This is a genomic window from Bradyrhizobium sp. JR4.1 (genome assembly GCF_040548605.1).
Taxonomy (GTDB): Bacteria; Pseudomonadota; Alphaproteobacteria; order Rhizobiales; family Xanthobacteraceae; genus Bradyrhizobium; species Bradyrhizobium canariense.
This window is the reverse complement of the sequence record NZ_JBEPRY010000020.1, coordinates 93,945-117,054: the sequence shown is the minus strand read 5'-3', so window position 1 is coordinate 117,054 and position 23,110 is coordinate 93,945. Positions and strand designations below refer to the sequence as shown.

At 60.5% G+C, this 23,110-nt stretch carries 17 protein-coding genes and 6 pseudogenes; 13 read left to right on the top strand and 10 right to left on the bottom strand.

Going from position 1 to position 23,110, the window contains the following annotated elements; genetic code table 11:
• Window positions 1-86 precede the first annotated feature (86 nt).
• Window positions 87-479 carry a Nif11 family protein gene (locus ABIB90_RS30665; protein ID WP_027520138.1) on the bottom strand — a complete coding sequence of 131 codons (393 nt, stop codon included), beginning with the start codon at window positions 477-479 and terminating at the stop codon, window positions 87-89.
• Window positions 480-1,456: 977 nt separating this feature from the next.
• Between ABIB90_RS30665 and ABIB90_RS30660 the strand changes: the two genes are divergently transcribed.
• Window positions 1,457-1,657, top strand: a complete 201-nt coding sequence (locus ABIB90_RS30660) for a hypothetical protein (protein WP_027520137.1) — start codon at window positions 1,457-1,459, stop codon at window positions 1,655-1,657.
• Window positions 1,658-1,673: 16 nt separating this feature from the next.
• Entirely contained in the window at window positions 1,674-2,078 is a 405-nt protein-coding gene (locus ABIB90_RS30655; RefSeq protein WP_027520136.1) for a hypothetical protein, read from the top strand.
• 219 nt (window positions 2,079-2,297) lie between these two features.
• Here the strand turns inward: ABIB90_RS30655 and ABIB90_RS30650 are convergent, their stop codons facing one another.
• From ABIB90_RS30650 to ABIB90_RS30635, 5 genes and pseudogenes are all read right to left on the bottom strand, one after another.
• Window positions 2,298-2,564 carry a 4Fe-4S ferredoxin gene (locus ABIB90_RS30650; RefSeq protein ID WP_245286324.1) on the bottom strand — a complete coding sequence of 89 codons (267 nt, stop codon included), beginning with the start codon at window positions 2,562-2,564 and terminating at the stop codon, window positions 2,298-2,300.
• A 667-nt stretch (window positions 2,565-3,231) separates the two neighbouring features.
• The gene (locus ABIB90_RS30645; RefSeq protein WP_245286323.1) at window positions 3,232-3,546 is read right to left on the bottom strand and encodes a hypothetical protein; all 315 of its coding nucleotides are present in this window, start codon (window positions 3,544-3,546) and stop codon (window positions 3,232-3,234) included.
• Between the two features lie 306 nt (window positions 3,547-3,852).
• Window positions 3,853-4,553, bottom strand: a pseudogene (locus ABIB90_RS41675) (ISAzo13-like element transposase-related protein).
• Window positions 4,554-4,634: 81 nt separating this feature from the next.
• Complete coding sequence (locus ABIB90_RS41670; RefSeq protein ID WP_027520131.1) at window positions 4,635-4,940, bottom strand: hypothetical protein; 306 nt, start codon at window positions 4,938-4,940, stop codon at window positions 4,635-4,637.
• A gap of 107 nt (window positions 4,941-5,047) precedes the next feature.
• Window positions 5,048-5,239, bottom strand: a pseudogene (locus ABIB90_RS30635) (HesB/IscA family protein); the annotation flags it as partial.
• Window positions 5,240-5,309: 70 nt separating this feature from the next.
• On the opposite strand from ABIB90_RS30635, the gene ABIB90_RS30630 reads away from it, so the two are divergent.
• Together ABIB90_RS30630 and ABIB90_RS30625 are read left to right on the top strand one after the other, a co-directional pair.
• Window positions 5,310-5,453, top strand: coding sequence for a hypothetical protein (locus ABIB90_RS30630; RefSeq protein WP_156949087.1), 144 nt, complete (start codon window positions 5,310-5,312; stop codon window positions 5,451-5,453).
• A 51-nt stretch (window positions 5,454-5,504) separates the two neighbouring features.
• Window positions 5,505-7,181, top strand: coding sequence for an ATP-dependent Clp protease adaptor ClpS (locus ABIB90_RS30625; RefSeq protein ID WP_354201959.1), 1,677 nt, complete (start codon window positions 5,505-5,507; stop codon window positions 7,179-7,181).
• 437 nt (window positions 7,182-7,618) lie between these two features.
• Here ABIB90_RS30625 and ABIB90_RS30620 read toward each other — a convergent pair whose 3' ends face one another.
• Window positions 7,619-7,867 carry a hypothetical protein gene (locus ABIB90_RS30620; protein WP_156949085.1) on the bottom strand — a complete coding sequence of 83 codons (249 nt, stop codon included), beginning with the start codon at window positions 7,865-7,867 and terminating at the stop codon, window positions 7,619-7,621.
• 1,211 nt (window positions 7,868-9,078) lie between these two features.
• Between ABIB90_RS30620 and ABIB90_RS30615 the strand changes: the two genes are divergently transcribed.
• From ABIB90_RS30615 to ABIB90_RS41665, 4 genes and pseudogenes are all read left to right on the top strand, one after another.
• Window positions 9,079-10,623, top strand: a complete 1,545-nt coding sequence (locus ABIB90_RS30615) for a S10 family peptidase (RefSeq protein ID WP_027520128.1) — start codon at window positions 9,079-9,081, stop codon at window positions 10,621-10,623.
• A 44-nt stretch (window positions 10,624-10,667) separates the two neighbouring features.
• On the top strand, window positions 10,668-12,254 hold the full coding sequence (locus ABIB90_RS30610; protein WP_279661188.1) for a B12-binding domain-containing radical SAM protein: 1,587 nt from the start codon (window positions 10,668-10,670) through the stop codon (window positions 12,252-12,254).
• 74 nt (window positions 12,255-12,328) lie between these two features.
• Window positions 12,329-13,486, top strand: coding sequence for a radical SAM/SPASM domain-containing protein (locus ABIB90_RS30605; RefSeq protein WP_354201958.1), 1,158 nt, complete (start codon window positions 12,329-12,331; stop codon window positions 13,484-13,486).
• 170 nt (window positions 13,487-13,656) lie between these two features.
• Window positions 13,657-14,106, top strand: a pseudogene (locus tag ABIB90_RS41665) (tyrosine-type recombinase/integrase); the annotation flags it as partial.
• A 278-nt stretch (window positions 14,107-14,384) separates the two neighbouring features.
• Here ABIB90_RS41665 and ABIB90_RS41660 read toward each other — a convergent pair.
• Window positions 14,385-17,592, bottom strand: a pseudogene (locus tag ABIB90_RS41660) (DEAD/DEAH box helicase).
• Complete coding sequence (locus tag ABIB90_RS30570) at window positions 17,576-17,752, bottom strand: hypothetical protein (protein WP_279661193.1); 177 nt, start codon at window positions 17,750-17,752, stop codon at window positions 17,576-17,578. The pseudogene ABIB90_RS41660 and the gene ABIB90_RS30570 overlap by 17 nt, the downstream one beginning before the upstream one ends.
• On the opposite strand from ABIB90_RS30570, the gene ABIB90_RS30565 reads away from it, so the two are divergent.
• From ABIB90_RS30565 to ABIB90_RS30555, 3 genes are all read left to right on the top strand, one after another.
• Entirely contained in the window at window positions 17,744-18,451 is a 708-nt protein-coding gene (locus ABIB90_RS30565; protein ID WP_354201951.1) for a DNA-3-methyladenine glycosylase, read from the top strand. The two genes, ABIB90_RS30570 and ABIB90_RS30565, sit on opposite strands and share 9 nt — an antisense overlap.
• Window positions 18,452-18,847: 396 nt before the next feature.
• Entirely contained in the window at window positions 18,848-19,426 is a 579-nt protein-coding gene (locus ABIB90_RS30560; protein ID WP_354201950.1) for a helix-turn-helix domain-containing protein, read from the top strand.
• Complete coding sequence (locus tag ABIB90_RS30555; RefSeq protein WP_354201975.1) at window positions 19,419-20,642, top strand: type II toxin-antitoxin system HipA family toxin; 1,224 nt, start codon at window positions 19,419-19,421, stop codon at window positions 20,640-20,642. Before ABIB90_RS30560 ends, ABIB90_RS30555 begins: the two co-directional genes overlap by 8 nt.
• An 88-nt stretch (window positions 20,643-20,730) precedes the next feature.
• Here ABIB90_RS30555 and ABIB90_RS30550 read toward each other — a convergent pair.
• A pseudogene (locus tag ABIB90_RS30550) lies at window positions 20,731-21,696 on the bottom strand (ISL3 family transposase); the annotation flags it as partial.
• A 141-nt stretch (window positions 21,697-21,837) separates the two neighbouring features.
• On the opposite strand from ABIB90_RS30550, the pseudogene ABIB90_RS30545 reads away from it, so the two are divergent.
• Together ABIB90_RS30545 and ABIB90_RS30540 are read left to right on the top strand one after the other, a co-directional pair.
• Window positions 21,838-22,071, top strand: a pseudogene (locus ABIB90_RS30545) (IS110 family transposase); the annotation flags it as partial.
• Window positions 22,057-23,094 carry a HesA/MoeB/ThiF family protein gene (locus tag ABIB90_RS30540; RefSeq protein WP_354201973.1) on the top strand — a complete coding sequence of 346 codons (1,038 nt, stop codon included), beginning with the start codon at window positions 22,057-22,059 and terminating at the stop codon, window positions 23,092-23,094. The pseudogene ABIB90_RS30545 and the gene ABIB90_RS30540, both read left to right, overlap by 15 nt.
• Window positions 23,095-23,110: the final 16 nt, after the last annotated feature.

The following is a 23,110-nucleotide window of genomic DNA, read 5'->3' as shown; positions in this document are numbered from 1 at the left end:
TCACCCCGGACGAGGCCTGCTTTCATGTTCTCGTCGCCCTTCTCGTCTCCTTGAGCACGAGCCATACGGTCAGAGCGAAAGGCATGTCAGGCCACGACCGCAACAACAACAACCAGAACAACAGCGACGGGCTGGACTGCCGAGGCGAAGCTAGAGTGCGCTTTCGCGACCTGTACGCCGCTCACAGGCACCTCCGCAGCGGGCCTGGCCAACCCAGCGGCCTGCACAACGCCGGTCGAGATCGCAACACTCGAATCAGGTTTGGCGCCGGCAGTCGCATCGAGCTGCTTACTAATCAACTCCTGTCGGCTTCGACACCGGATGTAACTCTTCGCTTCATCAAGGGTAAAATTGTAGCCGTGGCTTTTTCCGACCGCTACAATTGATGCAAGGCCTGTAGCACTCGGTTTTGCGTTTTCGAGCAGATTGCCCTTTTTCCCTAGATCGTTGATAAATCGCTCTATCTCAGTTCGCGACATAGCCTCTCCTCGCCTTCGCTTAGTGTTGCCAAACCATGCACGATGCCTTCGCAAGCGATCGACGCCGACCGCGCGAACAAAGCAAGCAACGCGCCAAACTGAAAATTGCTGATTATTCGCATTGTCTCACGTCGGCAACACGACAACATTGGTTTGGAACCGACAACCGCCTCGACGCGGGACAAGGTTTCGTTGTCGGTATCTAAGTCGTCCGTTCTTTAATCGCGGGCGACAGCAAACCGAGCGGCCCAGTGCAGGGCGATGGTGTCAGGCACGCATGCAGGATGCGGCATCAACCCGTCCTATGGCTTTACGCGCCAGTGCAGAGGACATTCGGGTGGCACCTTCCGTTACCGATCGCTCGACCAAAGCGGCCGGAGCGAGGACTTGGCGTCCAGCGTCGGCTTGGGTCTTGGTGGTCCGGTGCACGTGCTCGCTGCCGCGGTCGGCATCTCGGCCGCGGTGATGGCGGGCGCCGAAGCATTCACGGCGCTGAAGATAGCCGGCGCCTTCTACCTCATCTGCTCGGCATCAAGACCTGGAGGAAAGCCAGCGCTTCCGCACCGACCCAAGTCCGGACGACCGGCGCCCGCCGCGCGTTGCGCGAAGGCATCGTCGTTGAGGCGCGGAATCCGAAAACAGCCGCCTTCTTCCTGGCCTTGTTCCGCAGTTCGTCGAGACGACGACTAACGTGGCTCTGCAGTTTGGAGTGCTCGGCACTATCTCCGTCACCCTAACACCGGTGTCGATCTGATCGTGACACGCTGGGCGGCCAAAGCAAGGAATGGGCTCGCCGGGCGACCCACGTTCATCGCGCGAACGAGACAGGTCTCCGCGAGCTGTAATGTGCGGATTGGGAACCGCGCTGCTGGCGCAGGCGCTGGTCGTGTGCAGTGCGGCAAAGTTCATCAGTTAACATTCGTGAATCCCAAAATGGAAACACTTGCGCTAGGATCGGGCTTTCAGAGGGGCGTACCATGTTTGAACAAGCGACAACCGCTCTATTGCGAGCGGTACTCGACGAGGTCTGCGAAAACCTACCTCGGGACGAGACCGGCGCTCGCACCCACGTGGCCTGCAAGATCCTCGAAGCCGCAAAGACCGGCGAAACGACACCGGACGAGCTGCGGCAGATAGGCCGGAAAGCCCTGACACAAGCGCCGATCATGTGGCGTTGATCGGGCGAGGTGCGGGGTGAATATGCAGGTGACGGTTTTGAAGATCCTGGTGAGTTACCCGGAAGGATTCGCGGTAATGGCGGACCTCAAGCGCGACATGGCCATCCTCGCCACCAGCGGCCCGGAATGGGCCGAGCGCACCAAGCGGCTGGGCGCGCGCGTGCCGGGGCTCGACATTTTTTCGGACGGCCTCATTGAGCGTCAAAAAGGCGGCTGGAGGATCACTGTCAAAGGACGAGCCGTGCTCGAATCCATGGAGGCGCGCCGAAGCGAACACCACGCATTTGAGAAGGCCTCAATGGAAACGGCAGGCCCGCCAGTTCCAGCGTTGCCGCAGCCAATGGAGCCAGGCAAGCTGCGACGCGAACGTCGCCAGCATCGCCGCGAAGCCCGCGAACGCGCGCGAGCGCATGCATCTTAAGGAACAGCCGCCGAGTTTTTCCCAGCGGCTCCGAAAGTCACTACTCTAGCGCTATCTGGCGCTCAAGGATATAGGTCTGCGACTCGTGTCAGTCGTGGCGCCGTTGGCTGCATCAGTAGCGGCGAGAATGTTTGGGATGCGAAATGAAATGATCAATCAAGTTATTGATTCCCCGCGGCAAAGATTCCGCAGCCTATAGGGCCCGGCAGGCACCGCCGCTCATTGACCAAAGAGCAGGTAGCTCTGGTCGATGCCGCGGTGATCCCGCGTCTCCTCGGTCCAACCGACAGCTCGGCGATAGCTGCCCATCGCCGCCGTTCGCTTGAGCGCGGCGACTTCGATGGGCTGGGTCTCATCGTCAAAGGGCAAGACCCAGAGCGCATCTTCGGGATAACAAAGCTCGCAAAGAAAGCAGGTTTGGCAGTCCTCCTGGCGGGCACTGACCGGAATTCCGTCCGTCTTGTCAAAGACGTTGGTCGGGCACACGTTGACACGGATGTCACACGATGTGCAGCGCTCAAGATCGATGACCTCGATCGACGACCTCGATCATTCCGCGGCTCCGCATAGGCTTGCTTAGCGTGGGGCCGGACCGAGGTCCAGACATCGTCCAGACCGCCTGTCGTCACGTAATGACACTGTTAGACATCCTTCACGCCCAGCGCGCTCCGATAGATCCACCTGGCGGTCGCCAGCATGGCCGTGCGTCGCGATCCCGCAACACATCGGCTGCGTTCGCCGCATCCGCCTGCGAAACGCCGAACCATGCGACGTCGAGGCGCGCCAGTGCTCGATCCAGGCGTGACGCATCCCAGAGGTAATTCAATTCATATGGAAAGACCTCGTCCTGAACCGCTCTAGCGAGCGCCGCTGGTGCGAACGCGCGCGGCGACCGACTACGAAGGACGACGGTGCCCGCAGACGACAGCTTTCGCTTGGTGGTCGTACCAAGCTGCCTGGCGTAATCGGCAGCGCCCTCCCCGCCCAGCTTCCCGACGATACGGCCCAAGCGGCATTGTGGCTGCCCCACTGGTAAAACCGCCGCAGATCAACTCGCGCGTCGCTGCGCCGCCTGCGGCGAGCCCTGGTACGTTGGTCGCACAACTGTCGTCAAGATGCAAAGCTGCCGGTGCCTCGGACGGTGCCTTCGAGCCTAAGCACGATTTGGAAAACGATCCCTAAACGGGTCGATACCGGTACGATCGAACGGCAGGAAAAAGTTCGGCTGCGACGCGCGCATCTGACGCTGTACGTCATCGTCAGCCTTGTCGAGCCGCGCATAGATCGCACCCTCGAGCAGCGCGTGGGCGATGGCCAAGCGCCCGCCCTTCGACGCCGCACCGGGGACAACGCTGCCGTCTTCATAAGTGAATGTCGCCCAACCGCAGAACAGCGTCTTGGCCGGCGAGATTACATATGGATTGGAGAACTTCATGCTGCTGAATTCAGCGCCGACCTGCACGGCCATCAGATGAGCCATCGCCGGTCAGAACATTCGATCCCAGGATCTTGCTAAGGAGCGCACAGCCGCCGGTCGCAATTACGACCGCCTCGGCGCGCACGGTCCAGCGATCATGCTTCTGCCGGCGCAGCCCGCTGGCGCCAGCAACGGCGCCATTCGCGTCCACGAGCAGTTCGAGCGTAGGACTATGATCTGCATCGAATTCAACCGATCCCGCCGGGGCGGACTCCCGTTCGGCACGGTGGGGTTGGCTAGTGCATTGTTGAGGGCAGCCATCTGGAGATCGGAAACGTTGACGCCTTGGGGATATTTCTATTCGTCCAGCTCGGCGCACACCTTGAGGCCGGCATGTGTTGTCATCGCGGCGATCAGCTGGACGATCGTGCGATAGCTACGCAGTGGCTTTCCCCGCGTTGATGGTGATGAAGAAGAAGAGACGATGCTCGATCTTGTTCCACTTGCTGGTGCCGGGCGGCAGGAACCGTGATCGGCAACTTGAACTCGTCCGCCAGTTTTTGAAGCTCGACCTTCCACAGCCGTACACGAGACCCGTTGCTGCCGGCGCCGTCGGCCGTGATCATCAGGTGTTTGGCTGTCGGATGACGCTTCTTCCGCATCGTCCGGCCACCATCGGCGGATCGCATTGACCGCGAAACTGGCGGTGTCGTGGTCCGTGCCGACGCTGACCCAGCCGACATTATTGGTGATGTCGTACACGCCGTACCGCACGGCGCGGCTTAGCTTGGGATCGATAAAGTCATGAATGTTGACGAGCTCAGGCCTGCCTTGGCGACGCCATTCCCGGCCGTTGTTCTTGAAATTGCCTACCAATTCCTTCTTCTTCGTGTCGACCGATATGACCGGTTCGTTCGCCACCAGGAACGTCGTGGCCTGCGTGTTGTGTATTGAAACTGCGCGTCGCGATCGATGTGCTGGCCGCCTTCTCGTGTCTTGTTGTTCGCTTGCAGGCTGTAGCCATGCCGCGCAGAAGCTCGCTGACAACCGTCGGACAAACCTTATGACGCTCCTTCACCAGCTCGGTCACCGCAGGCTGCGGGTCGTCCACAACAATGGCTGCATCGGATCGCCCTGCGTCATCGGTCGACCAGGCGCTTGAGATCGGCCGCGAGGGTTGGATCCCGGGGCGACTTCTTCTTGTGCCCGCCGGCCGCCTTACGGACACGTCCAGCCGGAACCGCCACGTTGTCGCGAATGTCAGAAAGTCCGTGATAAATCGTCGAGCGCGCCAATCCGCTGATGCCGGACATCAAGCTTACCACGCCGTGTCCCAGCGCTTTCGCCTCCAGGGCGACAAAGCGCCGGAGGCTCTGTTCATTCAGAACAGGGGCCATCTCCCGATAGCGCTTCCGCGCGGCGCGCGCCTGAGCGGCTCGAATCATCCCACGACGCTGTCGCGCGACTCATCATTGTGAATCCTGCGCAAATAATCCTCGCGATCTGTGGCAATTATGACTCAGTTGTTTATGGACGGGCCCTTATTGTCGACGACAATCACCTTGACGCCGTCGCGCTCGATCACGGTGCCGTCAGGCTTAGCCTCGTCGGCCAGGCTCATCCGGTATTTGAACGCGTCGCAGCCACCGGCCTCGACCATGATGCGCAGGCCGCTCGTCGGCTGCGCCGAAGCCGAGATCGAGCTCTTGAGCGCATTCATTGCGCTATCCGTCAGATTGATCATGGCTATCCTTTTTGCCTGGGTCGTTGCATAGGAATTGGCAAGTCGCATGCCAGCGCGCCCGAGCTTGACATTGTCCGAGATCGCGCCTGTTGGCTTTGCGGCGCGTGTAGGGTTGCTGACAAAGGTCTTCGAGGGATTGCGGCGGCTTTGCGTGTCTTCTTTATGGATTCAGCCGATGAAGCGTAAGGAACGCGGCGGCAAGCAATTTGCATAACGTGTCTAAGCCGGCCGAAGAGTCCGGTGATGAGCTTAGATCGGAAACCACATGACGAACACTGCCGAACAACTAGAACACGCACCGGGGGTCTTTGTGGACAATATCTGCGCAGGCGGTGCGCCCACTCAGCTTCTTTTGCACAATGACGGCAAGACGACTCTCGGTTTCGTGGTACGCCTGCTGCGCGAGGTATTCGACAAACAGGAGCGGGATGCCATTGCGCTCGCCAAACTCGTCTTGCAGCATGGCAAGGCCGTCTGCGGACGCTATCCTCCCTCAGTCGCAAAGGCGCTCCTCGAGGCGGCGCAAGAGCGTATCCGAGCTGAAGGATGTCCCCTGCTGATCGCGGGCGAAGCCGCGGGCGAACCGGACGGCTCCGACCTGTCCGACGTGCAATTCGAATATGCCTACGAAGCGCTTGAGTGGCACTTCACCAATATACCGCCGAGCGAACTCGCCACAACTGTGCGGCAATTCCCGGGCCACATGCAGGCCGATGTTCAGGTCGCGGTCGATAAGCTATTCGCCGATCCGGTCCGCTTCTTCGGCGCCTATGCAGAACATAGGTACGAGACGCTTTCATTCGCTCGGATGAAAAAGCGTGGACAGAATGCGATTTCGCTGGTGCCACCGCAATATCACCAGGTTGATACTGGCGAGACGGCGCCGGTCAAATGCCTGTACAATGGACTGTGGCTTTGCCGGGCGAGCGAATTTTTCTATGCCGTCGTGCTCTCTACTGAGTTCGAGTTCAAGCAAGAGCCGAGGATCCGGATTGAAATCGTTGCCCCTGCGGGGTCTGGCGGCGAAGCCTTTGTTCAGCGCAGCTTTGACGAACTGGAACGGGCGGTACACGCGGCACGTTCTTATCGCGGCAAGATTCTCTCATTCGAGAAAGGTGCGGATTACAGCGGCCGCTCAAGAGGCATCATGGTGCATCGATTGGCACCAGTGAGGCGCGAGGACGTGGTCCTGCGGGAACAGGCTATCAAATTGCTCGATCGCAACGTGTTGAGTTTTGTCGCCACGCGTGGCGCACTCCGCCGATTCGGCCAGTCGACCCGCAAGGGCATCCTGCTCTATGGCCCGCCCGGCACCGGTAAGACCCACACCATCCGCTATCTCGCCACCAACTTACCGGGACACACCACGCTAATCATCACCGCCGAAGAGGTCGGTGAGCTGAGCGCCTATATGGCGCTCGCGCGCCTGCTGCAGCCTACCATGGTGGTGATCGAGGATGTCGATCTGATCGCCAGCAAGCGCGACGACTTGACATCATGTGAGGAGGCCGCGCTGAACAAGCTCCTAAATGAAATGGACGGCTTGAAGGAAGACGCTGACATCCTCTTTGTGCTCACCACCAACCGCCCCGAGCAACTCGAGGGCGCCCTGGCCGGTCGCCCCGGCCGCATCGACCAGGCGATCGAGATGCCGCTGCCTGATACGACTGGCCGCGACAAGCTGATCCGGCTTTACGGCATGGGCCTGCCGCTTGAGGCGGAGATCGTAGCCGAGACGGTGCGCCGCACTGAGGGCGTCAGCGCCGCTTTCATTAAGGAGCTGATGCGACGCATTGCGCAATCATGCATCGCTCGTGACGGCGGAAACTCAGTGACCACAGCTGACATCGAGGAAGCGCTCGACGACATGCTGTTCACCGGCGGCCGCCTCAACGTGAAGCTCTTGGGTGGGGCCGGAGCGATGGCTGCGGGGCCTGCATGAAGGCGAAGGGAGGAAGATCACCCGCCAAGGGCTGCGCCAACTCCCGCATGCGCCGCGTGTCGACGACGCGTCTATGATTGATGAGCAGCGAGGCGGTTCGTGAACGCGAACCGCCGCGACAATCGCCCGCTCAACCGTCGCTCGTAATTCCTGTTCCATGCCGTCCTGCCCCTAGAGACGGGCTTCGATACCAATAAGGCAACGCCTCGCCACAGCCGACATGCAATGAGCAGAGCAGATATGCGGTAGCATGGAACTCTCATCGGAAGAGCAGGCTGAAATGGTGCTTGTCGGACGACCAATTGGAGCTTCGCCATCCGTCAAGGAACGAGAACGGCTGCGGGATTGCCGGCGAAAAGTCCCTCTGCGAAAGCGTCCACCTGGTGGTACATGCGCATGCAGTTTTCTCCGGCTAATGGCATCAGTTGACTCGTACCTCAAGATGGGTCCGACGAGCCGACAAGACGCGACACCAACTCCTTAGTTGAAGGATCGGCGTTTTCGGGTTTAGTGACGTCAATTCGCGGTACGCCGTGCGCCTTGGCAGCTTCAGCCAAGGCTGTGTTTTCGCGCAGCGAGCGTTCCACGAACTTCTCTATTGCGGCTTTCACTTGTTCGCCTTGCTCCGAATACCGGCTCCCATGCACGATACGCTCGCGCAGGACGGGATCTTCAACGTGGAACACACAACCAGAGCATCGCCGATCTCCCAGTCAGCTAGGTATTCAGGGCGAAGCGCAGCACTTTCAAATAGAAAACCATCTCCCATTTGGCGTTGCGCTCTGATCTTCTCCCGAATGATTGGCCGCATATTCTCATGATGCACCCGCGGGGAACCAATGGATCGTGTCATTCGATAGACGACGATAGAATTCTACTACGGCGTCAGGCACGCCGGTCCAAGGTCGCCCTGGATGACGCCCTAACATGTCGGTCGAAATCACTGGCAAGCCGGTGGCCAGGCCGATGCGATGCGCACAGGTCGACTTCCCGACATGCGAGGTACCAATCAGGAATAAACTATTCGTTTGTCACGAGGAGACCTCGCCGGCTGGAAGAGCCCTCTCTGGGGGCGGCTCTACCACGGCGATGCACTCCCAACCACGGCAAACGTCAAGTCCCTTCCCCGACAAGACCACCGCCATCTGGAAGCGATCGAAACGGCCTGTCAGATTCTTGATCCGGCTCGAACAGTTCCGCTCGACTCGATTGAACCCTCAAACATGGATTTTGAAAACAACCATGTCGCGTCTCATGATGAGGAATGACTGTACGATACGATATTCGATCCGAGACGAATGGCTGGACGGCCTACGACATCCGCACTGGTTTTGCTGCGCTAATCAATGACGTCGCCCAAAATGGCCTTCCCCTGGAAGACGCCGACGACCTGGCCGATCTGTTGAATCACCTACAATCAGAGCAAGCCTAAGTCAGCAGTCACTAAGGGTTTTGCGGGCGCCGCGATTTTCGCTCTGGTCGCCGCCCTTTGGTGTGGCGGAGGATAAACGTGTACGACGGGAGCTTCCACGGGTCTTCGAACTTCGCGACTTGGTCCAGTATTCATCATCGCGAGACGCGTATTTCCAGAACTTTGAGAAATCGCTGTCGGAGATCCCTCAAAAACTGAAGCAGTTCCCGCGACATCGAGCAGGACTTCCGATGTCGACGAAGGCCTTGGCCATGCCGTGAAGGCCGAGCGCGTTGAGCTGATCAGCGGTCAAGCCGCCAATCGGGGGCGATTGGCGATGGTGGGGGCATATAATCTGCACCCGCCGACGGTGACAACTACTGACTCTAGTAGGTTTGTTGTTTCCACGCATGAGCTAGTGACTAGGTCGTTTTGACAGACACGCCTTGCGCACCAACAGTGCAAGCCCTGCACAGGAGAACCTCTATGTCGTCGACCGCACTGCGCAGCACCTCTCTTGCGTTGATCCTTTTTGCCTGCGGGATCATGGGGAGCGTGCGGGCAGACAATCCGCCGCCGCCGCCCGCCAATGCCACAACGCCAGCCGGCCAGAACGCCGGCCCCGGCGAACGCGCCGGCCAAGCGCCGAGTACGCCGTCGGCGGCCGAGCAGCATCGCCTGCCGCCGGACTCCAGCACCAGGCAAACGCTTGATCTCCCTGGGCGGACGCTCTCTTTCACCGCGACGGCCGGCTCCATCCGCCTGTTCGACAAGAAGGGCGAGCCGGACGCCGACATCGTCTATACCTCCTATCAGCTTGACGGCACCGATCGCGGCACGCGCCCGGTAACGTTCTTCTTCAACGGAGGACCGGGCTCATCATCGGCTTGGCTGCAGTTCGGCAATGCCGGACCGTGGCGGCTGCCGATCAATGCAGACGAGGTCACGCCATCCACTTTTCCGGAGGTGAGGCCAAACGCGGAGACTTGGCTCGATTTCACCGATTTGGTGTTTATCGACCCCGTGGGCACAGGCTATAGCCGTTTCGTGGGGACCGGCAATGATGTGCGCAAGCGGCTCTTTTCCGTTAACGGCGACGTCAACGCCCTCGCGCTGGTGGTCCGTCGCTGGCTCGAAAAGCATGACCGGCTGTTGTCGCCGAAATACATCGTGGGTGAAAGCTATGGGGGCATTCGTGGGCCAAAGGTTGTGCACCAGTTGCAGATGCAGCAGGGCATAGGCGTCAAGGGCCTGATAATGGTCTCGCCAATCTTCGACTACGCCCGCACTGGCCTGCTGCAATACATCGCAACACTGCCGAGCTATGTCGCGACCCTGCGTGAAGCCGAGGGCCCGGTAAAGCGAGCCGATCTCGCCGACGTGGAAGCTTATGCACGCGGAGAGTTTCTGACCGACCTCATCAAAGGTCAGGCGGACAAGGAAGCGACCACGCGTCTGGCCGACAAGGTCGCGGCGCTGACCGGCATCGATCAGGCGGTGAGTCGCAGGCTCGCGGGCCGCTTCGACCCCGCCGCGTTTGGCCGTGAGTTCGATCGTAAGAACGGCAAGTTAATCGGCAATTATGACGCTTCAGTGCGTGGCCTCGATCCGTATCCGGACTCGGATTTCCATCATTCCGACGATCCGTCGAGCGACACGCTGCTCGCACCTCTGACCAGCGCCACTGTCGATCTCCTTACGCGCAAGCTAAACTGGCGGCCGGACGGCTCCTATGAGCTAGTCAACGACGCGGTCGGGCAGGCTTGGGATTACGGCCGCGGGCCTCCGGAGTCGCTGTCGGAGCTGCGCCAGATTCTCGCAGCGGACCCGAAGATGAAATTGCTAGTCGGGCACGGCCTGTTTGACCTCGTCACCCCTTATTTCGGATCACAGATCGTGCTCGACCAATTGCCGCCATTTGCCTCAGCACCGCGCGTCAAACTCGTAGTCTATCCAGGCGGCCACATGTTCTATTCACGAGATGGCTCGCGCCACGCGTTTCGTGCAGAGGCCGAAGCGATTATGAAGTAACCCGCACCGCGAACTAGCTCACAAGCAATACCGAGAGGTTCGCGTTGCGCGAGGCAGTCTTACCCTTACGCGGTATTCCGCCGATAGTTCTGGCTACGCCAGCGCCCATCACGCACCGTACCGCCGAGGAAAATTTGGGGCTCGGTTACCTGGCGAGTATTCTCAGAAGCAAGGGGGCGAATGTCCAAATCATCGACGGTTGGCTGGGCGGTCTGACGAGTGACGAGATCGTAGATTCGATAGCCCTGCTGCCGGTTCCGCTGTGGATCGGATTTTCCTGCTACCGATCCAATATGGCTCGGGCAATCGAAGTCATGCAGCTGCTTCGTCAGCGTGGTCTACAAACCCCGACGATCGCCGGCGGCTACGGGCCGACCTTTCACCCGGATGAGTTCCTGAACGCTGGGTTCGACGTCGTGGTCCTCGGCGAGGCCGAAGAAACTGTCTGCGAGTTGAGCGAGCACTTCGCATTCGGTAAACTGGACCTCTCCGACATTTCAGGTATCAGCTACAAACACGACGGCAAGATCGTTCGTAGCGGGCGCAGGCCAGCGGTCGCGAACCTTGACGCCATACCTTTTCCTAGCCGCGACACGATCCGCGCCTCACTTGAGCGGCGGAGCGCTGTGCCCGTGCTTTCGTCACGCGGCTGCGCAGCCCACTGCACGTTCTGCTCGATCGTTGCCTTTGCGAAAGTATCGGATGGTTCGCATTGGAGGCAGCGTTCGATCGAAAACTTCGTCGACGAGCTGGAGCAGGTTAGCCGCCTCGGGGCGACGTGTTTCAAAGTCATCGACGACAGCCTTATTGAGCCGCCTCGAGACGAGCTGTGGTGCCGTGAACTTGCCGACGATATTCAATCGCGAGGCCTGCGCGTGCGCCTGCGAGGTTCGATCAGAGCGGATCGCGTGACCGACGAGGCAATTAGGCAGCTCAAGCGAGCCGGCTTCTTCGCGTTTTCGTGCGGTATTGAGAATTATTCGGAATCCGCATTGAAGAGGATGGCGAAGAGTGCAAGCGTTGATCAAAACCTGCAAGCACTTGATGTCTTCAAGAAACACGCCATCTACGTGCAAGCCGGGCACATTCTCTTTGATCACGGCACGACGATGGAAGAGTTGCGGGAAAATCACCGTCGCATGTCGGACTACGTTTGGACGATCAGCAAGGGAATTTTCTCCGAGATGTATGCGGCCGAAGGAACGCCGTTCGCGAGGCTGCTGCGAAAACGAAATCTGATCGACGCCAACGACGATGGGACTGGCAACCGAAACTATCGTCTGGCCGACGAAGACGTGGTTCAGGCCTATACGGGCCTAAAGCGCTGGCACAAGAGCCATCTTCGCCTTTACGACAAAGCGATCGACGCCATCAGCGCGCCAAAGGCACTCGAGGACGAGGAACTGGTCGAATTCCACGCGCTTGCGACCGAACTGCGGCGGCACGACCTCGCCTTCATGGAACTCCTCCTGGACGCCGTTGAGTCGGGTGAGCATGACGTCGATGGCCTTGTTGACGCTCAGGTCGCAGGGAACAAGATCAAATACCAGACGCTGGCGACACGGGTTGACCACGCCTACGCGTCGGCCGGGCTGGTGTATGACGCCGACGCCAATCCTTTCTTCGGATGAGAAGGCTCAAAATGTCAAAGCCATTCGCGATCAGCTTCGACCGGCTCGAACATTATAAGCTCAACGTGGGCCCGGTGCAGGAGTTCGGCGACCTGCCCGAGTGCGAGGTTGCGATCAAGAATATCGGCTGGACGCTGGGGAACGATTGTCCATATCGCTGTACGCACTGCTACAGCATGAATGCTAGGGAGAAGGGGAGCGACCTTACCGTCGAGATGATCGATCGGATCGTCGATCAATTGAAGAAGCACGGCGTTGAAACGGTCAATCTCGGCGGAAATGAACCGCTCTTCACCAATGGGTTGAACCCCAAGGCGACCTTGCTGCCCTACATCATCAGGAGGCTCGCGGACGAGGACATCCTGGTGGGCCTCACGACCAGCGGCATATCGTTGGTGCGGTTGTACAAGGATCACTATCGGGAATTTCGTCTGTTGAACGATTGCGACATCTCGTTCGACTCGCCGTTCGAAGACGAACACAATGAAAATCGGGGAGCTAGCATCTTTCGGCAAGCTGTGGAGGCGCTCGATATCTGCCGCCGCGAGGGCATCTCGCGGACTTGCATCATGGCGGCGATGAACTGGAACTTCTCCATCGGGCACATTGAAGCACTCGCCAAGTTAGCGAAATCGCACGACGCCAACGTCCGGATCAACCCGATCAAGCCGACCGAGCCCGCGCATATGAGGATCGCGCTTCCGCCGAGCATGTACTATGCCGGTTTCGCCCGGCTGATGGAGTTGTGCGATCCCGTGGACCTGGGCGAACCTCCCATCGCGGCGGTGACCAACACCTCGGAGGCTCGGCGATGTCCTTGCGGACGAACGTCATTCAGAATCCACTCGATCTCGCCAGACGGCAAGGTCCATGTGAGTCCTTGCGTCTATCTACATGACTACAAATCGGAATTCGATCTGCTGACGAATGAGCTGTCGGAGATCATTTCCAGCCCGCAATTTCGCGTGTTCAGGCAGCGCAATGCAAATCCGGACATAGTCGAGGGATGCAGCGGGTGCTCGTTGCTCGCCAAATGCGGCGGGGGATGCGTGGCCAGGTCATATCTGTATCGTCGGCACATGACGGGCGGCACGACCATGCTTGCGCGCGATCCCTATTGCCCGGCGGAGCAAAGGCCACAGCAAGCCTTTCCACAATCGCCAGCTCTGAAGAGGGAGGAGCGATTGGTTCACATGGACTACCTTTGTACCTGGATCGGCCAGCCACACTAGCATTCTTCTCGACGAGATCAAGGGCGGGTTGATGTCTGAGAAACTTAGCAACCAAAGGAGCTGACTATGGGTGACGCACAAGGTGAGCGCGGCAAACCGCACCCCGGGCTTGCCGCGATCCGCAGCTTCTTCAACTTCGTCGCAACCAAGAACCCCGCATCGATCGCTCAGTGCGTGGAAATCCTTCACATCCCGGTCAAGCGGCTCCGGTGTCAGACCCCTGTTATCTGGCCCCGGCGGAGGTAGCAGCGATCCTTGCCCAGCCAAACCGCTCCACACTCGAAAGCATACGCGATCACGCACTGCTCTCGTTCCTCTACAACAGCGGGGCACGGATACAGGAGGCTCTCGATCTGTGTCCCGTTGCGATCCGGTTCGATAGCCAAAGTTGCGTTCGTCTTACCGGCAAGGGCCGCAAGGAACGCATCTGCCCACTATGGCCGGAAACCGTGCTGTTGCTGAAAACGCTGCTGGAGCGACAGCCGCGTGCATTGGACCAGCGGTTGTTCGTCAACCGCTATGGCGAGCCGCTCAGCGCATCCGACGTTCGGTTCAAGCTTGCGGCCCATGTGAAGGCGGCGGCCGAAACCACGCCAACGTTGCGGACTAAGCATGTGACGCCGCACAGCTTCCGACACGTCACCGCCGTACACCTCGTCTCGGCGGGTGTCGACGTCACCGTTAAGGCTCTGGCGAACGAGCTCGGCAAGGCACGCGCGATGGCCAACATCCTGGCTGCCCAATCGGTGGAGATGAGGGCCAAAGGTGAGGCGATGATCCAGCAGGCCGACAGACTTCTTTGCGAAAGCTGGAACGAGCGGATGTGGAGCGACGGCGACCTGCCGCGTCGAGAGCGTATCTGCTCCCGGCCACGGCGCTCCTTGACGAGTGGTCGGCGCTACGGGGGCCCAGCAGAAAGGAAGTCCTCTGGACCAAGATACGAAATGTCGATCCTTCCCGCCTCAAGCGACACCTGCGCTCGCGCCAAACCGATCCTTTCGGGATTGACGCCCCCTTTGAACGTGCCGAGCGGCGCGCCGTCCGCTGCGAGCACGCGTGCCTGTCCGGAGAATTCGTGGATTTGGACGTGAGTGCCGGCGGTGGCGCAACGCCGAGCCAGGCTACGTTCGCCCAGTACCGCCGATCCGCCCACGTGCGGTTGTCGCTGCGCTTGAAGCTCTGCAGGAACTGGATCCACATCGCATGGGTCTCAACGGTCGGCCAATCGCCGAGCGCGCTTCGCGCGTCGACATCCTTCGAAGCCAGCCACTGCCGTAGCTCCTGACCGCTCTCGAAGGTCGCGCCGGTGTCGCCGACCGCCTTGATCGCCGCGAGCCGCGAATTGATGAACGGCTGGAACGCAAAGGCGAGCTCGCCGATGCGCGTGATGGCCTTGATCGCCGCGTCGGCGTCGCCCGCGCGACGGCCGCGTTGGCCCGGACCAGGAGCGGGTTCGCCTCCGCCGCGATGGCGTCGAGCGAATGTCCGGCAGACCTACCCCGGCGAGGAAGTACCCCCGACCTCGTGTCGCGGTCGAATTTTTCCATATGAGCCGGCTGCGCGAGACCAGCCCCGCCTTCAACGCGTGCTGGATCGCGCCGTCGCGACGTTGCAGCCGACGATGCCAGAGGGAAGATTGCAGGATGTCGTCGAGCGCAGCCTCGATCCCGGCGTCCGGCACGTCGGCCTCGCCGATCAGGCTCAGGATTGCCGTGTCCAACGTCGCGACATGGCGTTCCCAGTCCTCCAAAGCCCTCTCGCGTACGTCTGCGCTTTCATTGGCGATCTCGGGAAACGTCCACGCTGTCGCATTGTTGACGACATACTCGATTAATGGGTTGATGTCGCCGCCGATGCGGGCGTGCATTCGGTTCAGCAGAGCCGCGATCAACTGGATCAGCCCGCTCTCCATGTTGCGCGCTGAGATCGCCGATCAGCGCTTCCCAGCTCCTCTGCTTCTTCGCGGCTTCGTCGTACATGGGAAACAGCACGATGCCTTCGACGTCGACGTAGGCCCGCCCGGCGCGTCCGATGACGTTCTTGAACTCGGACGTCTTGATCAACTCGCCGGAGCGATGCAGGGAACGCATGATCACGGCTGTCGCGGACAGATTCAGCCCTTGGGCAAGTGTCGGCGACGAGATGGTGACCTTGAGGACTTTTTCGCGCAGCAGACGCTCGATCTCCTTGCGGTAGGCGGTCGGCAGCGCGCCGTGATGCAGCGCGACCCCGATGCGGAGGCACTTGAGGATCGCACTGTCGGATCCGAGCCACTCTTCGCCCAGCGCGATCGCCGTCCTAAGCACGGCAGGGTCGGCTTCGAGCAGAGAGCGAAGCGAGCCGCGTTCGTGCAGATCGACGATGACGTCGGCGAAAGGTTCGACGCTTCGGCGCTGCGGGCAGAAGACGAGAACGGTCTGCTTGTCCTCGACCAGGCGCCATGCCGCAGCGAGGCAAAGCTCCTTCTGGTCGCGAGGAAACGGGATCTTGCGCTCGCGCTTCGGCCGCACTCAGTTCGGCGGGGCCGCTCCGACGATGAACCGCCGGACCCATGGTCGTTCGTCGCCGACGCGCAGGTTCAAATGCGCCGAGGACGACGATTTCGACCAGACGACCTCTCCGAACCGCAATCGGGTCGGTCGCCAATCGTTCTTGATCACGCCGCCCGACTGGTCCCGCCGCAGCCAGGCCGCGAAATCGTCGAGTTGTCGCCCTCAGGCAAAATGGCCGACAGACACACGATCCACCGCGTCGCCGCGTCGGAGCGGCGGAGCAGCCGCTGGATCTGCACTTCGTAGCGGACCTCGCGCTCCTCCAGGCCGATCATGTGCCCCTCGTCGAAGACGAGAAGGCCGACATCGTCGAGAAGGGATGGTTCGTTGCGAAGGGCGAAGTCGAGCTTCTCCGGCGTCGCCACGACTATATCGCGCTCCCGGATGGCGTCCTCGTCGAAGCCGCTAACGCCGATGCTGCCGTAAAGAGCAGATATCGTCTTGCCAAGAGGACCGAAGGTGCACTCGTTTCCGTCTGCGCCGACAAAGCGCGCAACGGGGTGACGAAGACCACCCGCTTGCCGCCGGCGAGACAGCGCAGGATGCAGAGCTCCGCTATCCCGGTCTTGCCGGCGCTGGTTGGCAGCGAAACGACCAAATTGTCGGTCTAATCCACGGCACGCGACGCCGCGTCGACCTGGGAAGGCCAGAGGTCCACTTCCGCTCTCTGACGGCTCTGCAGCAGCGCGATGAAGAGCTCGCGAAGGCGCGGCCAGTCCGCGGCTTCTCCGCCGGCCGGCTGCCGTGGCAACCGTTCGTGGAAGGTGTTCGACCACAGATCTCCGATGAGATGGACGGCGACGCGGTGGGTCCACCATTGCGGCAGCATGTTCAACTCGCCGCATATCGTCAGGCCGGTCCGGAGCCGTTCCAAGGCATGGTCGAGCAGACCGCGCTCTCCGCGCTCCACGCCTGCGCGAACAAGGACATCGCCGCCATGAACCCGTCCGTCAGCGCGGCATCGAGACCGTCGAATAGAAAATCCTCGCCTCCGGCTCGGTCGACGGCTTCCGTCGCCCCCTGGATGGCGTGGATGATGTGCTCATCGCTGCCCTCTCCGGAGGCCCAATAGTCAAGCGCGGTACGGCGGAAACCGCGGAAATTCCGACGCATGAGTTGGGCGAGCACCCGCTCCGTCGGAGAGAAGTTCTCGTCGGCTTCGACGATGGCCAACAGCGAATAGGCGCGCGCCGAATAATGCGCGAGATGATAGCTCGCCGCGGCCATGACGAAATGAAAGTCGCGGTCGACCTCGCCGCGATTGCCCTTGGCGATCACCGACTCGAGCGCGGTCGCGGCTTGTTCGAAAGCCGTTCTAGCTTGCGTCGCGTCGCCGCCGAGCTCCAGCAAGCGAAGTCCGAGTCCGAGAAGCGCGTATCCGTAGGAATGCAGATCGTAGCTGAGTTGCGGGGCGAATGCCGGGGCGTCCGGAGGCAGGGCTCCGTCGCGCCAGATGATCGCGCGCGCCTGGCCCCGCGCAACGAGACTTCCGCGAAATCCGGCGGTGGCCGCTTCCGCGATGTCGGCCGCTATCGCTTCAGACGTTGTTGGCATCGGCGATCACCTTGTCGTAGACCGCAGCTATGAACTTTCCGTGGTCATTCACGTGGAGGCCGATCCCCCATTGGCCGATCAAGCCGGAATAATTTTGCAGAGCGGTCGTCAGCATCTTTTCCGGGGCGTTGCCGGTGAAGACGAATAGCAGATGCGTCACGCTCTGTGCCGAGATGCCGTACTTTCGTTGCGCGTCGTCGATCTTTTCGGAAGGAAGTACGTCGAGGTCGATGCGGACTTTTTCGCCCCGCCCGCCGCCGAGGTGGCACCGCGACTGATCGGATGCGTGCTGCACCACGACAACCGAGGTGCCGAGACCGCGATCATGCTGATCGATGTCGAGGCCTACGGTGGAGGGAACGACCGTGCCTCCCACCTTCATCCCGAGAACCGCTCGCGCCGCAACAAGGGGGCCAAGAACCTGATGCCCCACGGGACTGCTCGCATCCATGGCAGCCGCGACATGTGGGGCCTCGACATCGTTTGCGAGGAAGAAGGTCAGGGCAGCATGGTGCTCGTCCGCGCGGGTCACCCCATCCTCGGGATCGATATCATGGCCGAGCGCCGCAGCAGGGCGGCTGGTGCGGACCGCGTCGTTAAGGTACGCGCCAGGGGCTACGAAAGAAGGCTCTGCAACGCGCCGTTCAATCTGGGCGAGGCGATGGGGCTCGACCCCGTGCTTGATGAGGCGTCGCTGGTCAAGCATCCCTTTCGTCTGCTTTGTCCCGTGAATCCCGTCGCCGAGCTGCTCAACGGGCCCAGAGTCAGGGTCACCCAGGACGGCGAACTCCTCTGGCGCTGGGGCCATCCCGATCACCAGGATTGGCTTAGGGACAAATTCAAAAAGAATTCGGAATGACGGACTTATCGGCGTCCCGACCGATTTCGAGCCTGATGCGCGCACGATCTATGGCCACGGTCGATCACCGGAAGTGGGGATGGCGAACCGCGAGAGGTTCGAGCGCGGGCTTGATCAGGTGGTCCGGACCACTGTGGAAGACGAGACGGACTTCTTCGCCAGAGCAGCGCGGCTTCGGCCCCGGTGCCGATATTCTTGTCGGCACTGCGACGATGTCTGGAAGCCTGATCTCGCGCCGTGGTCGCGATGCTTGGTTCTCCCCTTTGGAGCTCATCAGAGTGATATATTTTTGTTATCGGAACTTGAGTTTGATAAGTATACTTATCGGACTTGAGTTCCTTAGATTTTTGATATACTATTCTTATCAAGATGGTATTTTGATCAGGATTAAAGATCATGTCCTACCTGAGTGAAGAGCTTATCCGGACCGTTCAGTCGAAACGTACGCAAGAACGCATAAGCCAACGTGCGTTGGCCGACCGATCGGGTCTGACGCAAGCGCACATCTCCCAAATAGAGACCGGCCGCCTCGAACCCGGCCTTTCCAGCTTCATCCAGATGGTACGGGCGCTCGACCTAGAAGTCGTACTCGTGCCCAAGAAGCTGCTTCCAGCGGTGGAGGGCGTTCTGCGCTCCAACGCCAACGACTTCTCCAACAAGGAAGGCCCGTCGGGCATCTTTGTCAGGGCTGAACGAATCGTTTCCAAGCTGAGGAATCGCCACGGCAGCTCCGCGTCACTAGACCGCATCGCCGAATACTTCCGCTTCTTGAAGCAGGTCCACCTTTCGAAAACTGACCTGAGCCTCCTCAACGACATCGTCGACACACTCAGAGGCTACCGCTCCGAACCGATACCCAATTCCGTGCTGGAAAACTCCGCAGGCGTATTGCAAGATCTACGCAACCGGATCGCACATCCTGTAGAAGCCCCCCGTTCAGCCTACGCTCTCGATGATGAGGACGATGATGCCTGACGTATCGGTCCTCGACGTCCGCCTACACGACACCGCGATCGCGACCATCACCCTCGTGCAGGGCGACCGATCGCTGCTTGCCTTCAACCAGAACTATATCGACGACGTCGTACGCCCGACATTGAGCTTATCCTTCAAGGACCCGTTTGGAAACTTGCTCACGGCGTTCAAAACCTATCAGCAGGTCGTTCCGCCCTTTTTCTCCAATCTGCTGCCCGAGGGCCCGCTGCGTCGCTATCTCGCGGAACGGGCGGGCGTGAAGGAAAAGCGTGAGTTCTTTCTTCTCTGGATGCTCGGCCGGGACCTACCCGGCGCTCTGTCGGTCCATCCGGCGGAAGGAGAAGCGTTGCCACCTCAGGTGGCCGAGGATCTCACGCCGGACGAGCGGCAGAACATGCTGCGCTTCTCGCTCGCGGGCGTCCAGTTGAAGTTCTCCGCGCTCAAGAACGATCCCAAACATGGCGGCCTGACAATTCCCGTCGAGGGCGTCGGCGGCTCGTGGATCGTCAAGCTGCCCTCGCATCAATATGCAGGCGTGCCCGAGAACGAATATTCCATGATGACCCTTGCGAAGAAGATGGGCATGGAAGTGCCAGATCTCCAACTGATCGACGTCGAGGCGATCAAGGGGCTGCCGGAAGGAATAGGCGAGCTGAAGGGAAGGGCACTCGCCGTCAAGCGGTTCGACCGCTCTGCTGACGGCCCAGTCCATATGGAGGACTTCGCGCAGGTATTCGGCGTATTCCCGGACGAAAAGTACAACAAGGCCAACTACAGAGGGATCGCGCACATTCTCGGCATCGAGACCGGCGAAGCGGGCGTCGCCGAGTTCGTCCGGCGCCTCGTGTTCAGCACGCTGATTGGCAACGCCGACATGCACCTGAAGAATTGGTCGTTGATCTACCCCGACCGCCGGACGCCCGTCCTGTCGCCCGCCTACGATCTGCTGTCGACAATCCCTTACATTGCGGACGACAAGATGGCGCTGAACTACTCGCGCACGAAGAGGATGGACGAATTTTCCAAAGACGAGCTGAAGCATCTGGCGGCGAAGGCGAAAGTCTCAGAAAAGCTGGTCCTCGATACGGCTGCGGAAACGGTCCAGCGCTTCAAGAATATGTGGGCGGAGCTAAAGGCCGACCTTCCGCTGGAGCGAAAGGTCGTCGAAACCGTCGACGCGCACGCCCCATCGATCCCGATCTACAATGAGCTCTGAGTCGTGGCCTACGATGTCGGAAACCTCTCGCCGGCGGATTTCGAAGATCTGGTCCGCGACCTCGTAGGACGGGAATTCGGCGTGAGGGTCGCTGACCTCGCAATACCCTGCGGATGAGGCCCCGGCTATGGCCGGTGAGCCGTACGATCTCCTTTATGGAGACGCCCGTCTCAGCCTGTTTGAGAATTGCCGCGTTCGTGTCTTCTCGCCGAAGATAGCCCTCATATTGAATGCGCTCGGCGGCGGTCATTAAGTTGGGATTTATGGTGGCGGAGCCGACCGCGATGCGTACCTGGCGCATGGATTTGCGAACCGCATCCAGGAAGGCGTGGCTCGCGTTCTCCATGAGGTGCCAACGGTCGGCGACCTGGGTAGCGTGCGGGAGTGCCTTGGCCACAGCAAGGGCATATCCACCGCCGCGGTCGCGCGCGACCACAGCGATTTGTGGCTGCCCCGCGAGCCAGGCTTGCGCAGTGGCTGGCTCTCTGTCGGGTAAGAGAGTGATCGGTCGTCGCCGCTCGAGGTCACAGATGATCGTTCCGTACCGCTGATTGCGCCGCCAGGCCCAATCGTCGATGCCGATAACGCTCGGCGCAGCAAAGGGCGGACACCCGCGCTTTCTAACCACCCGAAGCAATGTGTCGTTGCTCACCGGCAGCATAAGTCGACGGGAAAAACTCGCCGCCGGGCGACCACCCAAGGCAAGGCCAAGGTGATGGACGATCAGATCGAGCCGGGTCGTTCGCCGCGCCCACGGTGCCAGAGCGCCCTCGTCGAAGCGCTCGGTGAAAATACGCCGACCGCACAGAACAGTAACGCAGCGGAAGCGGCGCGCCACGACCACCAGGCGAACCTGCCGCCCCGCCAGCGGCAGATCATTTAGGCGCCTCTGATATCGGCTATGGATCCGCCCAGAACTGGTCCCGCAGCTAGGACAGAGACTCGTCCCGCTCGTGGCGCGTACGGTGATCACGGTCGTAGCGCCATCACAAAAGGCGCTTTCCACGTCAAATCCGCGAGGGACCAGGGCCGACGGACGTAGGGCTCGCTGCATCATATTGATTCCTTTGTGAAACCAACGCGAGCCGACGCTTGAACTTCATCAAAAGTGATGGTGTGGAACGGCCCTTCGAACCGGCATCAAAAGTGCCTAACGTGGTCGCGTAGAGAGGCGCCACAAACGAAGGACCGTTCCATGGAGAAGATTATCACAGTGGGTTTGGATTTGGCCAAGTCGATCTTTCAAGTTCACGGCATCGCCGAAAACGGGAAAGTCTTGGTTCGTCGCACATTGCGGCGATCGCAGGTTCTGCCCTTCTTTCGGAGCCTTCCAGCTTGCGTGGTAGGTATGGAGGCCTGTGCGAGTGCCCATCACTGGGCACGCGAGATAGCGGCGTTGGGCCACTCTGTCCGCATGATGCCGCCAGCCTCGGAGCTGTACGTTACGCTCATCGCTTCGCCTCGCGACAACGGCATTGCGTTCACTGGCGAAGTACATTGGGAGGATGGCGGTAAAGTCGCCATCGATCGGGTATGGCGCGTCGGCGACAAGTGGCAGCTGATCAATTCCTTCAACTCGGAAGCGCCGCAGATTCCCGCGATATTCGACCGAAGCGTCCGTGCGTTCGGTCCTGATATCCAACAGACGCTCGGCCAGTTGCGGGTGGGCATCGTCGGCTGCGGGGGCACCGGCTCGGCCGTCGCCGAGCAGCTTGTAAGAATGGGCGTGCGCCATCTTACCTTGGTCGACGCAGATACGTTGACCGAAAGCAACATTACACGCGTCTACGGCTCGACGCCTAGCACGGTCGGGAAACCGAAGACGGCCGTGCTCCAGAGCCACCTGACGGCCATTGCGCCAGAGCTGCAGAGCCACGCGGTCGCGGCCATGGTCACGCTGGAAAACACGGCTCGGGAGTTGATCCCCTGCGATGTCGTATTCGGCTGCACAGACGACAATGCCGGGCGCCTAGTTCTTTCCCGGCTATCGACCTTCCTCGCCACGCCTGTCATCGACCTCGGCGTTTTGCTCGGTGGTGATGGCGCGCTTGCGAGCATCAATGGCCGCGTCACGACGCTTGCGCCAGGGGGCGCTTGTCTCGTCTGCCGCAACCGGATCGACCTTGCCCGCGCACAGACCGAACTGCGGACGCCGGAAGAAAGGGTCCGGCTGGAGAACGAGGGCTATGCACCTGTGTTAGGAGGCGTTGAGCCTGCGGTTGTGAGCTTCACCAGCGGCATCGCTTCGGCCGCCATTAACGAACTCCTAGAGCATCTGATTGGCTTCGGTCCCAGCCCGAGGCCGACAGAAGTGCTCTTCCGCTGGCACGAGCGGGAGATTTCAACCAACAACGCGAAGCCACGGCCAGGCCATTACTGCGATCCCGAGAGCCAGAAGATCGGCAAAGGCGAGAGCAGTCCCTTTCTTGAACAGGCGTGGCCCGGGAAATGAAGATCCGTTGGTGGCA

Bases quoted from the DNA above. Each gene is read 5' to 3' on its own strand.
- ABIB90_RS30625 (WP_354201959.1), top strand. From the start codon at position 5,505: ATGACGAACACTGCCGAACAACTAGAACACGCACCGGGGGTCTTTGTG.
- ABIB90_RS30540 (WP_354201973.1), top strand. From the start codon at position 22,057: ATGATGCCGCCAGCCTCGGAGCTGTACGTTACGCTCATCGCTTCGCCT.
- ABIB90_RS41670 (WP_027520131.1), bottom strand. From the start codon at position 4,940: ATGATTCGAGCCGCTCAGGCGCGCGCCGCGCGGAAGCGCTATCGGGAG.
- ABIB90_RS30645 (WP_245286323.1), bottom strand. From the start codon at position 3,546: ATGGCCGTGCAGGTCGGCGCTGAATTCAGCAGCATGAAGTTCTCCAAT.
- ABIB90_RS30660 (WP_027520137.1), top strand. From the start codon at position 1,457: ATGTTTGAACAAGCGACAACCGCTCTATTGCGAGCGGTACTCGACGAG.
- ABIB90_RS30565 (WP_354201951.1), top strand. From the start codon at position 17,744: ATGCGTCACGCTCTGTGCCGAGATGCCGTACTTTCGTTGCGCGTCGTC.
- ABIB90_RS30615 (WP_027520128.1), top strand. From the start codon at position 9,079: ATGTCGTCGACCGCACTGCGCAGCACCTCTCTTGCGTTGATCCTTTTT.
- ABIB90_RS30555 (WP_354201975.1), top strand. From the start codon at position 19,419: ATGCCTGACGTATCGGTCCTCGACGTCCGCCTACACGACACCGCGATC.
- ABIB90_RS30560 (WP_354201950.1), top strand. From the start codon at position 18,848: ATGTCCTACCTGAGTGAAGAGCTTATCCGGACCGTTCAGTCGAAACGT.
- ABIB90_RS30665 (WP_027520138.1), bottom strand. From the start codon at position 479: ATGTCGCGAACTGAGATAGAGCGATTTATCAACGATCTAGGGAAAAAG.